The following is a 13477-nucleotide window of genomic DNA, read 5'->3' as shown; positions in this document are numbered from 1 at the left end:
GCTATAAGGTGCGCCATTACCACCCCATAAGTTGGAGTGAATGTCATGGCAAAAGCCAAAGAAGAACTCGAGATCGACGACGACGCCGGCGTTGAAGAGGATGACGGCGAGGAGACCGGGGTCGAGGTGGCCAAGACCAACCTGACCAAGCGTCGCATCATCGACAACCTGCTGGAAGAGCGCCGCCTGCAGCGCCAGCTGTCGGACTACGATTTCGACCTCTGAGCCCTGCCGCCGGCACGCAAGCAAGCCCCGCAACTGGCGGGGCTTCGTTTTTTCTGCCAGTTCGAAAACGCCGCCGGAGCGAGGCTTTCCCCCAGAAAGCTCCCGGGAACGCGCCCGGCGCGGTCCCGGGATCCGACCTCAGGGTCGCAGTTCGAACAGCGCCGGCAGCGGCGGCCACTCCGAAGGCACCTTGCGGAAGCGGCTGAAACCGGCGGCCTCGGCCATCTGCCGGGCGCGGTCCTCGCCCATGAAGGCGCCGAGTCCTTCGCCACCGTGCGACAGCGAGCAGGTCATGCAATACAGCGTGCTCTGCGGGTACATCACGCGGCCGAACAGGTTCATGTTCTCGTGCAGCTCCTGCGACAGGTTGAGTTCCACCATCAGGTAGGTACCGTCCTCGGCGGTGGAGTCGCGCAGGTCCTTCATCATCTGCTGCGGATCGGTGGCGTCGTGGATCACCACGAAGGTGGTGACGAAGTCGAACTTCTTGCCCGCCAGCGCGTCCGAATCGGCGACTTCGAAGCGCACCCGGTCACCGACCCCGGCGGCCTCGGCGTTGGCCCGCGCGCGCTCGATGGACGGCCCGTGGAAGTCGCAGCCGTAGACCTGGGCCTCGGGGAACGCCTTGGCCATCATGATCGCCGCTAGGCCGCTGCCGCAGCCGAAGTCGAGCACGCTGCCGCCGGCCTGGAGCTTTTCCTTGACCCCATCCAGCGAGGGAATCCAGTGTTCCACCAGGAAGTGCTTGTACCAGGGCATGGTCATGCGCTCCATGCCTTCCCAGGTTTCCAGCGGGAAGGACTCCTCGGGGCAGCCGCCGCCACAGCGGAAGGCCTCGATGATCTTCGGCGCCATGCTCACGAACGGCACGCTGAGCTGGATGATCCCGCCGGCGAAGTACGGCGAGTCCTCGTCGGCGAGCACCGGGACGAACTCGGCCGGCAACTGGTAGCGCCGCGTCTGCGGGTCGTAGGCCAGGTAGTTGCCGGTGACCATGCTGCCCAGCCATTCGCGCAGGTAGCGGGGGGTGTAGCCGGTCTGCTGCGCCAGTTCCTCCAGGGTCACCCACTGGCCATGGGCGAGCGTCTTGAACAGCCCCAGGCGGTCGCCGATGTAGAGCATCGCGCCGCGCAGGGTGTTGCCGTAGTCTTCCATTATCCGCGCGGAAAACTGCTTGACCTTCGCGGTTTCGATTTCGTTAGCCTTCGTCATTCTTGTTCTCCGTTGTCGTGCAGGTCCGCCGCCGCTGGCGGCGGCTTTTTCAGTGATGGCTGGCGACCCGGTCCAGCACGTTGTCGACGATCGTCCCGGCCATGCCCAGATGGGTCCGGGGTTCGAACAGCCTGGCCAGGGTTTCCTTCGGCATGACCGCGCTCACCCGCGGGTCGGACTCGAGCGCCTGGCGCATCGGGATGCGCTTGCGCTGGCAGGCCTGGGTGATCTCGAAGATGATTTCGTAGGCGCTGCTCTTGCCCAGCTGCTTGGCCATCTCGAACACGAACGCCTCGGTGCAGATCGCATCGCTATAGGCTTCGGCCGTGCGCGCCATGGCCTCGTCGTGGACGGTGAGCCCGCCGATGGTGTCGTCCAGCAGCGACATCGCCATCAGCGCGTAGTGCGACACGTCGGCGACCGCGCACCACTCCAGACGCGTGCCGCGGTAGTCCCGCTCGTGCTCGAGGATCATCGCGTCCAGCGCAAGCATGACCTGCGCCTTGGCCAGCCGCGCGAGCACCACGACCTGCTCGCAGCCTTCCGGATTGCGCTTGTGCGGCATGGTGCTGCTGCCGATCTGCTGCTGCGTCCAGCCCACCTCCAACTCGCCGATCTCCCAGCGATTGAGGGTGCGGATCTCGTCCGCGATCCGCGCCAGGGAGGCGGTGACCATCGCCAGCGTACTGACGAACTCGGTGACCCGGTCGCGCGACACGTGCCAGCCGGCGAGCGGCACATCCAGCGCCAGCCGGCTGGCGAAGCGCTCCAGCAGCGCCATGGCCTCGGCGCCGAAGGCGGCCATGGTGCCGACGCCGCCGAACAGCTGCACCACGAGGATCCGCTTGCGCGCCTCGCCCAGGCGCTCACGGTGGCGCAACAGCTCGTCGATCCAGCCGGCCACCTTCAGGCCGAAGGTGGTCGGCAGGGCCGGGATCGAGTGGGTCCTGGCGACCATAAGGGCATCGCGCTTGCCGCTGGCCAGCGTCGCGAGCCGCTCCAGCAGGCGGTCCAGGGCGCGCTCGGTCTCATCCAGCACATCGCGCATCTCCAGGGACTGGGCGGTGTCCTGGATGTCCTGGGTGGTGGCACCGAAGTGCACGTACTCGCGGGCGCTGGCGCCGCAATTCTTCTGCAGGGCGCCAAGCAGCGGCATCAGCGAATGCCCGGTGGTCGCCACGCCCTCGGCGATCTGCCGCAGGTCGACCGCCGACAGCCGGGCGGCGCGGGCGATCTCCAGCGCCGCCTCGCGGGGAATGATGCCGACGTCGGCCTGCGCCAGCGCCAGCGCGGCTTCCACGTCGAGCCAGCGCTGCAGGCGGCAGTGACTGCAGAAGATGCGCCGGCTCACCGGGCCGGCGTAGCCTCCGCCATGGGTCTTCGAGTCCACGATGTGGCTGTGTTCGTGCTGGCAACCGCCCTCCTCCGGCGCGTCGCCGAAGCCTTGCGGATGCGCGGCGCACGAGGAACGGGCAAGCATTTCCAGGGTTTCAGCATCCATCACCTATCCTCCATCACGTACAGGGACTGACTGGGATTTTCTTGGGAAGTCGCCATGCCTACAGGGCCTTCGCCCGAAGCGTTGGCGTGGGGTTTGCCGGCGACCAGGTCGACCATGTCCGCCGCGAGGCCGACATAACCGAGCGGATCGAGCAGCGCTTCGAGCGCCTGCGCCGAGAAGCAACCGCGCAGGCGCGGGTGCGCGAGCAGCGCTTCGCGAAACGGGACGCCCTGTCGCGCGGACGCCAGGGACACCTCGTGGAGCAGCTCATGGGCACTCTGCTTGCCGAACTGTCCGGCCAGGGCGAGCATGACCCGCTCCGACAGGATCAGGCCGCCGAGCAGGTCGAGGTTGGCGCGCATGCGTTCCTCGCGGACCTCCAGACCTTCGGCCAGCAGCGCCTCCATGCGCGTCAGCAAGGCACCGGCATAGACGAACAGCTCCGGCAACGCCGCCCACTCGATGCGCCAGGTCGTGCCGTCGCGCTCGTGCAGCTGGAACGCGGCGTCGGTGAGCGCGACCATCTGCGAGCGCACCAGGCGCGACAGCGCGCTGATCAGGTCGACCGTCGACGGGTTCTGCTTGTGCGGCATGGTGCTGCTGCCCACCTGCCCGTGCCGGGCAGGCTCGCGCAGTTCGTCGATCTCGCTGCGCTGCAGGTGGTAGACCTCGGTAGCCACCCGGCCCAGCGTCAGCGACACCTGGACCAGCAACCAGGCGGCTTCCAGCACCCGGTCGCGGGCGCTGTGCCAACTGGTCAGCGGCGCGCCGAGGCCGAGCCTGGCGAGGGTCCGCCGCTGGATCTCGAAGCCCTGCGCGCCGAACGCGGCCAGGGTGCCCACGGCGCCGGTGAGGTTGCCGACCAGCACCCGCTCGCGCGCCTCGTCGAAGCGCGCCAGGTGTCGGTCGATCTCATCGACCCAGACCGCGACCTTGTAGCCGAACGTCGTGGGCAGCGCCTGCTGCCCATGGGTCCGCGCCACCATCGGGGTGTGCCTGTGGCGCAGGGCGAGCGCCAGCAGGTGGCCACGGATCGAATGCAGCAGACCCAGCGCATGGCCCCAGGCTTCCTTGACCTGCAGGATCAGGCCGGTATCGAGGATGTCCTGGGTGGTCACGCCATAGTGCACGTACTCCCCCCGGCCACCCTCGCAGGCCCTGGCCAGCGCCCGGATCGTGGGCACCAGCAGGTGCCCGGTCTCCAGGCTTTCGCGACCCAGTGCCGCCAGGTCGAAGCGCTCCACCCGGGCGACCCGGGCGATTTCCTGCGCCGCCTCGTGGGGTATGAGGCCCAGTTCGGCCTGGGTCGCCGCCAGGGCCCGCTCGACATCCAGCCACTTCTGCACCTGGTTGGCGTCGGAGAAGATCGCGGCGAATGCCGGGGACGAGTAGGCGCCCCCGTGTATACGGGATTCCGTAATATGACTCGGCATTTTTCAGTGCTCGCTTTGTCCCGGGGAAGGTCACTTCACGCGCTGCATTTCTTCCCAGATGGCGTCGTAGTAGGCCCTTTCCACCCGGAAGTGCTGCGCCAGCGAGGTCAGGAACGCATTCTGGAACGCCACGTCGGGAATCCGCCTGGCGATGAGCTGCCACTCGCGCTTGGCCCGCGGCGGTACGAGACTGATATGGATCTTGTAGTACTCCGCCGCGTCTTCGCTCAGGCCGGCCTGGAGCAGGGCCCGATAGAGCTTCTCGTGGTTCCCCGGCACCACCAGCTCGGTGATGTAGAACACCGCCAGGCCCCAGCCGGCCTCCGGATGTCGGAAGGAACGGGCACGGTTGTTCAGGTAGGCGATCTCCTCGGGCATCGTCGAGACGGCCTGGAAGTCCGCCTCCAGGCCGATGGCCTCGAGCAGCTTGGCCAGCAGGCGCGGGTGCGAGCCTTTCTCGTCCTCCTCGCCCAGTTCGCCGTAGAGATAGCGGGCAAGCGCCGCGGCCTCGTCGACGTCGGTCAGGTTGACCAGCAGGTCGGCCGCGTCCCGGTACAGGCGGAAGGTGCGGAACCACTGGTGGCGCAGGAACACCTGGAGCTGCGCGCGGGAGGCCGAGCCGGAGAACACGTACTGCGACATCGGGTGCCGCTCGCGGGACTGGGCGGCGATCTCCTGTTCGAGGCGCTGCTGGAAGTCCGCCTCGGACAATGCCGTGGACAGGTCGGCGGCGGGCATGAAGCGCTCTTCCACGCGATAGATGGCGTTGGCCAGCCAGCGCCGGGTCAGCGCGGTAGGCACGTCGTCGCTCAGCGAGAGAATGTAGAGCAGTTGCTGGTAGGCGGCGTAGGCCTGGCGGTCGCCCTGGAGCGCCTTTTCGGTCAGCGCGGCGAGCGCGCTCGCCGCGCTTTCGACCTGACGCGCGGTGGCGCTGGCCGCCAGCGCATCGGCGACGATGCGCGCTTCATCGAGGTGCAGGTTCTGCAATTGATGCAGGGAAAAATTGCGAGTAGTCATCCTGTATTCCTTGTTCTTGTTTCCGGACCGGCCTCAGGCCATCGACAGGGAATGCGCCTGCATCTGTTCCCAGAGCAGATCGAAGTACGCGCGGTTGATCTCGAAGTGACGTGCCAGCGACTGCATGAACTTGCGCTGGAAGTCTTCGCTCGGCGCGAACTTGGCGATCAGCGCCCACATCTCCTCGGTGTCGATCTCGTCCTGGGTACCATGCAGGCGGTGGAACTCGCTGGGTTGCTCGGGCACGCCGAGGCGCTGCAGGAGTTCGTAGATACGCCGGTGGTTGACGCAGCTCACCGACTCGACCGCGTACAGCAGCGCGAGGCCCCAGGCGACATCGGTGTGACGCACGCAGCGGATGCGGTTGTTGAGGTAGGCCTTCTCCAACGGGTGCAGCGCCGGGAAGTCGATGCGCAGCGGGATGTCGAAGTAGGTCATCAGGTGGGACAGCAGCGCGGGGTGCGAACGCTCCGGGTTTTCCGCCCCGGCCTCGCCATAGAGGTTGCGATAGAACACCGAGGCGTCTTCGATATCCTCGAAGCGGAAAGCCAGCTCCGCGAGGAGGCTGTAGAAGTTGTAGGAACGGGTCCAGTGGTGTTCGAGGAAGAAGCGCACGTCCTCGACCGGCGGCGTGCCCTGGAACAGGTGGACCGACATGGGATGCCGCACCCGGCTGCGCGCCTCGATCTCGGCATCGACCTTCTTGCGGAACTCCTCCACCGGGACGGCGGCGAAACCGGCCGGCTCGGGCGCGAAGCGATCCTCGACCCGATAGACCTGACTCGCCATCCAGCGGCGGGTCGGCTCCGTGCGTGGATCACCGGCGACGTGCAGTTCCAGGAGCAGGGACTGGTACTGCGCGTAGGCGGCCGCGTCGCCATCCAGGCCCTTAGCCGTGACCGCGAGGATAGCCTCCAGCGCGAGCGTGACCTGGTCCAGGGAAGCTTCGGGTTTCAATGCCTCGGCGAGCAGGGCCGATGCATTGCGGGCGGGATCCGACAGTGTCCGCGCGGTGCGGGCAGCGATATCGGAAGATGAACTGCAGCATTGCTGTGACGACTTGGAAGTCATATGGATCACCCTTGTTTTTGTTGTTGTGCGGGGCGACCGTAAAGCTTGCCACCGTGGCAAGGTCAAGCAACGAAAAAGCCCTTTCCGGTGACCGATCCGGTTCACCGAAAGAGCCTCTTCGCAATACTCTCCACACTGCCCGAAACCCCGGAACAAAGGCCTCTCGGCGCACTTGCGCATATCTTTCCGGATTCTCGATCAGCGCTTTTCTGCATTCACATAAATGTCACCTTCGAGCATTCTGAAATATTTGTTTACAAAGGCCGAAGTGTGCCTTTCGCAATAGCTTTTCGCCATTGATGGCATATAACGGGCAGGTATTTAATGAAAATCATTTTCACCACAACCCAAACGGAACAACCGCCACCATGGGTTGCCACGGCGATGCTAGCCCCGACCTTCCTGATGCCCCTCCGGATAGCCGGCCTCGCTCAGCGCCGCCAGGAAGGCGCGCTTGTCCAGCGTGCTTTCGACCCTGGCCTCGCGCCGGGGTGGATCGGTTTCGACGCGCGCCTGCGGGTCGACGCTGAGCAGGACCTGGGTGACGGATCTGGCGCAGCCGCCACAGGACATATTGGGAATATGCAGGGAAAACATCGCTACCTCCGATTGGGTTAACAACTCCCGGACACTATGAAACTTGCCACGGTGACAAGGTCAACTCATAAAATTCTCAGGTCACGCATATTTAAAAATAGTTATATGGATAGTTCTCCATCCTATAAATGAGCGGAGCGAAAACGAAAAAGACCAATACTTTCCAAAGCAGCCAGACAATATGCGAGAGCGCCTGAAGGCCCTACTCGACGCATATACTTGCAAGGCCGCCAGATGAAACCTGAAGACATGAAGAAAGGGGAAAGGATAAACAGCCAAGCCACATCCAGCGTGATAATTCAACGACGCCGTACATCCAACAGAAGAGCAACATCGCCGCTCTCGATCAAACTCATTCCCCGGACACCCCGGACTTCGCTATTTGAACTTTCCAAGACCTTGGAAACTGTGGAAGAAGTTCCGAACTTGCGGCTCGGGAAGAAGGAAACATGAAAAACTATCGGCACGGCAAACCACCGCTTCGCAACTCCTGAAGAACCGGGAGAGGAGCCTCTCCCGGTAACGACTCAGGAGCGGGACGCCTGCGCGCCCTCCCGCTCCGGGGAGACTCCGTCGGCGGCCACGCGGCAGGGCTGCTGCGGGTCCGCGCAGACTTCCCAGCCGCCGCCCAGCGCCTTGTAGATGTCGACGATGGCGAGGCGCTGGCGGGTCCGCGCGATGCTCAGCGCACGCCGGCTGAGATAGTCGGAGCGCTCCGCCTCGAGCACGTCCAGGTACTCGCCGTCGCCCTGGACGAAGCGCTCCCGGGCCAGCCGCGCCGCCTCGCGATTGGCTGCCGACTCGAGCAGGCGCAGGCGCAGCGTATCGCCGGCCGCGCCATAGCCCTTGAAGGCGTCGTCGGTTTCCTGCAGGGCGCGCAGCACCGTCTGGTCGTAACGGATCAGCGCCTCCCTGGCGCGCGCTTCGCTGGCGGCGATCCGCGCGCGCACGCGGCCACGGTCGAGCAACGCCCAGCGGATCACCGGGTTGAGCAGGCTGAAGGTCGCGCCGCTCTCGTCCAAGGCGTCGAGATCGCCGGCCACCAGCCCGATCGAACCCTGCACCTGGACCTGCGGGTACAACCCGGCGGTCTCGACGCCGATGCGCGCGGTCGCGGCCGCCAGGTCGCGCTCGGCCGCGGTGATGTCGGCGCGGCGGGCCAGCAGTCCCGCCGGATCGCCCACGCCGATGCTACGCAGTGCCAGCGTCTCGCGAGAGGCGCCGGCAGGTGGCGGGACGAACGTCTGTGGCGTCTCGGCGAGCAGGATGGCCAGCGCATTGCGGCTGGCGGCGCGGCGCCGTTCGAGGTCGGGCAACGCCGCCTCGACATTGCGCAGCAGCGCCTCGGCGCGCAGCCGGTCGAACTCGTGGGCGGCGCCGGCGCCGACCAGGCGCTCGACCATCTCCAGGCTGTCGCGCTGGTTGTGGCGGATGTCCTCGACCACCGCCAGCTCCGCCTCGAGCCCACGCAATTCGAACCAGGTCGCGGCCACGGCGGCGGCGACACTCGCCTGCACGTTGCGCAGCAACGCCTGGCGGGATCCCGCCTGGGCCTCGGCGGCCTCCACCGAACGCCGCACGCGGCCGAACAGGTCGATCTCCCAGGCGGCATCCAGCGCGCCACGATAGGTCTCGATGTCGCGCGGCTCTCCGCTCGGCGTCTCCACCTCGCCACGGCGCCGGTTCTGGTAGTCGAACGCCGGTCCGCCGCGCGGCAGGAACTCCTGGCGGCTCTCGCGCAGCAACGCCTTCGCCTCGTCCAGGCGCGCGGCGGCCAGGGCGATGTCGTGGTTCGCCGCCAGCGCGCGCTGGATCAGCTCCACCAGCGCCGGCTCATCGAGCCCGCGCCACCAGGCGACCTCCACGCCAGCGCCGTCGAGGCCGGCGACGCTGGCGCCGAAGCTGGCCGGAACGGCCCTGGCGGGCGGCGAATAGTCGGGCCCCACCGCGGCGCACCCGGCCAGCAGGAGAAAAGCGCCCAGGGACGCCAATGGATGACGGAAATGCCGGCTCATGACGCGCTCTCCTGCAGATGAGCCTGGCCGGAGCCGCGACGCCGCTCCAGGCGTAGCGCCAGCGCACGGACCAGGACGTAGAACACCGGGGTCAGGAACAGGCCGAACAGCGTCACCCCGAGCATTCCGGCGAACACCGCCACCCCCATCGCCTGGCGCATCTCCGCCCCGGCGCCGCTGGCCATCACCAGCGGCACCACGCCGGCGATGAAGGCCAGCGAGGTCATCAGGATCGGCCGCAGGCGCAGGCGACACGCCTCGACCACCGCCTCCAGCGTGGCGGCGCCCTGGGCTTCCAGCGCGCGGGCGAACTCGACGATGAGGATGGCGTTCTTGGCCGCCAGGCCGACCAGCACCACCAGCCCGATCTGGACGAACACGTTGTTGTCGCCGCCCACCAGCCAGACCCCGGCGATCGCGCTGAGCAGGCACATCGGCACGATCAGCAGCACCGCCAGGGGCAACAGCCAGCTGTTGTACTGCGCGGCGAGGATCAGATAGGCCAGCAGTACACAGAGCGGGAAGATGAACAGCGCGCTATTGCCCGCCAGCTTCTGCTGGTAGGTCAGGTCGGTCCATTCGAAGGTCATGCCCTCCGGCAACACCTCGCCGGCCAGGCGCTCCATCAGCGCCACCGCCTGTCCGGAACTGACGCCCGGGAGCGCGCCGCCACTGATGTCTGCCGACGGATAACCGTTGTAGTGGATCACCCGGTCCGGGCCGGAGCCCGGCGTGACGGTAACGAACGAGGAAAGCGGCAGCATCGCCCCGGCCGCGTTGCGCACCTGTAGCCGGCCGATCGCCTCGGCCTGCATGCGGTGCGGCGCATCGGCCTGGGCGGTGACCTTGTAGGTGCGGCCGAAGCGGTTGAAGTCGTTGATGTACAGCGAGCCGAGGTAGACCTGCAGCGCCTCGAACACGTCGGCCAGCTGCACACCCTGGCTCTTCACCTTGGTGCGGTCGATCGCCACCTCGAGCTGCGGGGCGTTGATGTCGAAGCTGCTCATCAGGCCACCGAGCTGTCCGGACTCGGTGGCCTTCATCATGAGCACCTGCGTGTGCTTGGCCAGGGCTTCCAGGCCGGCGCCAGCGCGATCCTCGACCTGCATCTTGAAGCCGCCGATGGTCCCCAGGCCCGGGACCGGAGGCGGCGGGAACACGCCGAGGAAACCGTCGGGAATGCTGGCGAACTTCGCCTGCAGGCGCCCGGCGATGGCCACCGCGCTGAGTTCGTCGGAGGTGCGCGCCTCGAACGGGTCGAGCATGAAGAACATCACCGCGGCGTTCGGCACGTTGACGAAGCCATTGACCGACAGGCCCGGGAAGGCCACCACGCTCTCGACCCCCGGCTCGTCCAGGCCGATCCGCGACATCTGCCTGACCACCGCATCGGTGCGGTCCAGCGCCGCTCCGTTCGGCAATTGGGCGATGCCGACCAGGTAGTACTTGTCCTGCATCGGCACGAAGCCCGGCGGCACCGCCTGGAAACCGAACCAGGTCAGGCCGAGCAGGCCGCCATAGACCAGCAGCGCCAGGCCGCTGACCCGCACCACCCGGCGCACCGTATTGCCATAGGCGTCGGGCGCATTGCGCAACGGTCGGCCGAGGGCCTGGAGCCAGCCCCCGAGCCGGCCCGGGCGCGACGCCGCATGCCCACCCTGGCGCGGACGCAGCAGCAGGCCGGCCAGCGCCGGGCTGAGGGTCAGCGAGTTGATCGCCGAGAGAATGGTCGAGATGGCGATGGTCAGGGCGAACTGCCGGTAGAACTCGCCCTGCAGGCCACTGAGGAAGGCGGTGGGGATGAACACCGCCGCCAGCACCGAGGTGATCGCCACGATCGGCCCGGTCACCTCTTCCATCGCGCGCCGCGCAGCCTGCAGCGGCGGCTCGCCGTTCTCGATATGGCGCTCGACGTTCTCCACCACGACGATCGCGTCGTCGACGACGATACCGATCGACAGCACCAACCCGAACAGCGACAGGGTATTCAGCGAGAAGCCCATCAGGTGCATGACGGCGAAGGTACCGACCAGCGACACCGGCACCGCCAGCAGGGGAATCAGCGAGGCCCGCCAGCTGCGCAGGAACACCACCACCACGATCACCACCAGCAGGATCGCCTCCAGCAGGGTGGTGGCCACCGTCTGCAGGGAGGCCCGGACGAATACCGTCGGGTCGTAGGCGATCCGCGCGCTGATCCCGGCCGGGAAGTTGCCTTCGAGCCGAGCCACGGTGCCGCGCACCGCTTCGGCCACGTCCAGCGCGTTGGCCCCCGGGCTCTGGATGATCTGCAAGGCGACCGCCGGCTCGCCGTCGAGCAGGCTGCGCAGCGCGTAGGCGTCGCCCCCCATCTCGATCCGCGCGACTTCGCGCAGGCGCGTGACCTGGCCGTCGGCGCCGGTGCGGACGATGATGTCGCCGAACTGCTCCTCGTCGGTCAATCGCCCGAGGGTGTTGACCGTCACCTGGAAGGCCGCGGTGGAGTCCGGCGCCTGGCCGACCGAGCCGGCCGCCACCTGGACGTTCTGCTCGCGCACCGCGGCGATCACCTCGCCCGCGGTCAACCCGCGGGCGGCGATCAGGTCGGGGTCGAGCCACAGGCGCATGCTGTACTCGCCGGCGCCCCACACCACCACATCGCTGATGCCTGGCAGGCGCAGCAGTTCGTCGCGCACCTGGAGGTAGGCATAGTTGGAGATGTACAGCGGGTCGTAGCGCTTTTCCGGCGACAGCAGGTGCACCACCATCAGGATGTCCGGCGACGTCTTCTGGGTCACCACCCCCTGCCGCTGCACCTCCTCGGGCAGGCGCGAGAGCACCCGCGAGACGCGGTTCTGCACCTGGATCTGGGCCATGTCGGGATCCACGTGCTGGTCGAAGGTGATGGTCAGGATCAGCCGCCCATCGGTCGCCGACTGCGAGGACATGTAGAGCATCCCCTCGACGCCGGTGATCGCCTGCTCCAGCGGGGTCGCCACGGTTTCCGCGATGACCTCGGGGTTGGCCCCCGGGTAGGCGGTGGTCACCTGCACGGTGGGCGGCGTCACCGCCGGGTACTCGCTCAGCGGCAGCTGGAAGAACGAGACGATGCCGCCGATCATCATCAATACCGAGAGCACGATGGCGAAGATCGGCCGATCGATGAAGAAGCGTGGGAAGTTCATTGCGCGGCCCCCACGGTCGGCGCCAACTCCACCGGCGTGCCATCGATTTCCGCCAGGCGCGGGGTGATCTGCATGTCCGGGCGCACCAGGCCCTTGACGACGATGCGCTCGCCCGGCTGCAGGCCCTGGCGCACGACACGCAGGCCGTCGACCAGCGGCCCCAGTTCGACGGGGCGGTACTGGGTGCGGTCGCCCTCGCCGACCACCAGCACGTAGCGCCGGCCCTGGTCGGTGCCGATCGAATGGTCGGCGACCAGCACCTGTTCGCGGGGCTTTCCGGTCTCCAGCCTGACCTTGGCGAACAGCCCCGGGGTCAATTGCCCGTCCTGGTTGTCCACCACGGCGCGCACCCTGACCGTGCCGGTGCCGCGATCGGCGATGTTGGAGAGAAAGTCGAGGCGGCTGCGTCGCGCATAGCCGCTATCGGTCAGCAGCGCCACGTCGACCTTCGGCGCCTCGCCGCCGTCCTTGCCGCGGGTCGGAGCCAGCGCCTGCAGGTAGGTGCGCTCGTCGACGTCGAAGTACACGTAGAGCGGGTCGACCGAGACGATGGTGGTCAGCGCGGTCACGCCATTGGTGACGTAGTTGCCCTCGGTGACCTGGATATGCCCGACGCGCCCGCTGATCGGCGCGGTGACCCGGGTGAAGCCGAGGTCCAGCTGCGCCGCGTCGAGCGCGGCCCGGGCCGCATCGACCTGCGCCTTGCTGGCGTTGCGCGTGGCGATGGCATTGTCGAGGCGTTCACGGGCGACGACCTTCCTCGCGAACAGCAGCTCGGCCCGCTCGTGCTCGGTGCGCGCCAGCAACGCCGCGGCCTCGGCCTCGCGCAGGCGCGCCCTGGCGGCGTCCTGCGCGGCCTTGAACACGCGCGGGTCGATGAAGAACAGTTGCTGGCCCTTCTCTACCAGGCGGCCTTCCGGCACGCTGACGTCCTGGATGTAGCCGGAAACGCGCGGCCGCAGTTCCACCTGCTCGACAGCGGTCAGCGAGCCGGTGAACTCGACGTAGGGTGTCACCGGCCGAACCACCACCTCGGCGACGGGAACGCTCGGCGGGGCGCTCGACGAAGCGCTGGGTGCCGACTCCCCGCAGCCGGCGAGAGCGAGCGCGACGCCGAGCGTCGCGCCGATCAGGGGTATGTGTCTGACATTCATTGTTGTGCCTTCCTGGTCTGGATCAACATGGCCTGGCTGGACGAAACAGCTTCCGTGGCCGGTTATCGACCTTGACACCTTGGCAAGG

At 67.2% G+C, this 13477-nt stretch carries 10 protein-coding genes; 1 reads left to right on the top strand and 9 read right to left on the bottom strand.

Annotation, left to right across the window (positions count from 1 at the left end; genetic code table 11):
• The first annotated feature begins 45 nt into the window (after positions 1–45).
• Positions 46–225, top strand: coding sequence for a PA3496 family putative envelope integrity protein (locus B7D75_RS07565; RefSeq protein WP_003157203.1), 180 nt, complete (start codon positions 46–48; stop codon positions 223–225).
• A 138-nt stretch (positions 226–363) separates the two neighbouring features.
• On the opposite strand, the gene B7D75_RS07560 is transcribed toward B7D75_RS07565, so the two are convergent.
• The 9 genes from B7D75_RS07560 to B7D75_RS07520 all read right to left on the bottom strand — a co-directional run bounded on the left by B7D75_RS07560 (position 364) and on the right by B7D75_RS07520 (position 13389).
• On the bottom strand, positions 364–1437 hold the full coding sequence (locus B7D75_RS07560; RefSeq protein WP_012074792.1) for a class I SAM-dependent methyltransferase: 1074 nt from the start codon (positions 1435–1437) through the stop codon (positions 364–366).
• Positions 1438–1486: 49 nt separating this feature from the next.
• A complete protein-coding gene (locus B7D75_RS07555) occupies positions 1487–2938 on the bottom strand; it encodes a class-II fumarase/aspartase family protein (RefSeq protein ID WP_053816864.1) in 1452 nt (483 codons plus the stop codon).
• A complete protein-coding gene (purB, locus tag B7D75_RS07550; RefSeq protein WP_107113885.1) occupies positions 2938–4371 on the bottom strand; it encodes an adenylosuccinate lyase in 1434 nt (477 codons plus the stop codon). Before purB ends, B7D75_RS07555 begins: the two co-directional genes overlap by 1 nt.
• A 30-nt stretch (positions 4372–4401) precedes the next feature.
• Positions 4402–5388, bottom strand: a complete 987-nt coding sequence (locus B7D75_RS07545; protein WP_033996723.1) for an HOASN domain-containing protein — start codon at positions 5386–5388, stop codon at positions 4402–4404.
• 33 nt (positions 5389–5421) lie between these two features.
• Entirely contained in the window at positions 5422–6459 is a 1038-nt protein-coding gene (locus tag B7D75_RS07540; protein ID WP_003157206.1) for an HOASN domain-containing protein, read from the bottom strand.
• 387 nt (positions 6460–6846) lie between these two features.
• Positions 6847–7056 carry a heavy-metal-associated domain-containing protein gene (locus tag B7D75_RS07535; protein ID WP_012074787.1) on the bottom strand — a complete coding sequence of 70 codons (210 nt, stop codon included), beginning with the start codon at positions 7054–7056 and terminating at the stop codon, positions 6847–6849.
• Between the two features lie 527 nt (positions 7057–7583).
• Complete coding sequence (locus B7D75_RS07530; RefSeq protein ID WP_043102492.1) at positions 7584–9071, bottom strand: efflux transporter outer membrane subunit; 1488 nt, start codon at positions 9069–9071, stop codon at positions 7584–7586.
• On the bottom strand, positions 9068–12235 hold the full coding sequence (gene mexQ / locus B7D75_RS07525; RefSeq protein ID WP_107113884.1) for a multidrug efflux RND transporter permease subunit MexQ: 3168 nt from the start codon (positions 12233–12235) through the stop codon (positions 9068–9070). Before mexQ ends, B7D75_RS07530 begins: the two co-directional genes overlap by 4 nt.
• Positions 12232–13389, bottom strand: coding sequence for an efflux RND transporter periplasmic adaptor subunit (locus tag B7D75_RS07520; RefSeq protein ID WP_034082626.1), 1158 nt, complete (start codon positions 13387–13389; stop codon positions 12232–12234). The genes mexQ and B7D75_RS07520 overlap by 4 nt, the downstream gene beginning before the upstream one ends.
• Positions 13390–13477 lie beyond the last annotated feature (88 nt).

Origin of the sequence: Pseudomonas paraeruginosa (assembly GCF_003025345.2) — a bacterium.
Classification (GTDB): Bacteria; Pseudomonadota; Gammaproteobacteria; order Pseudomonadales; family Pseudomonadaceae; genus Pseudomonas; species Pseudomonas paraeruginosa.
This window is presented reverse-complemented; position numbering and strand designations above follow the sequence as displayed.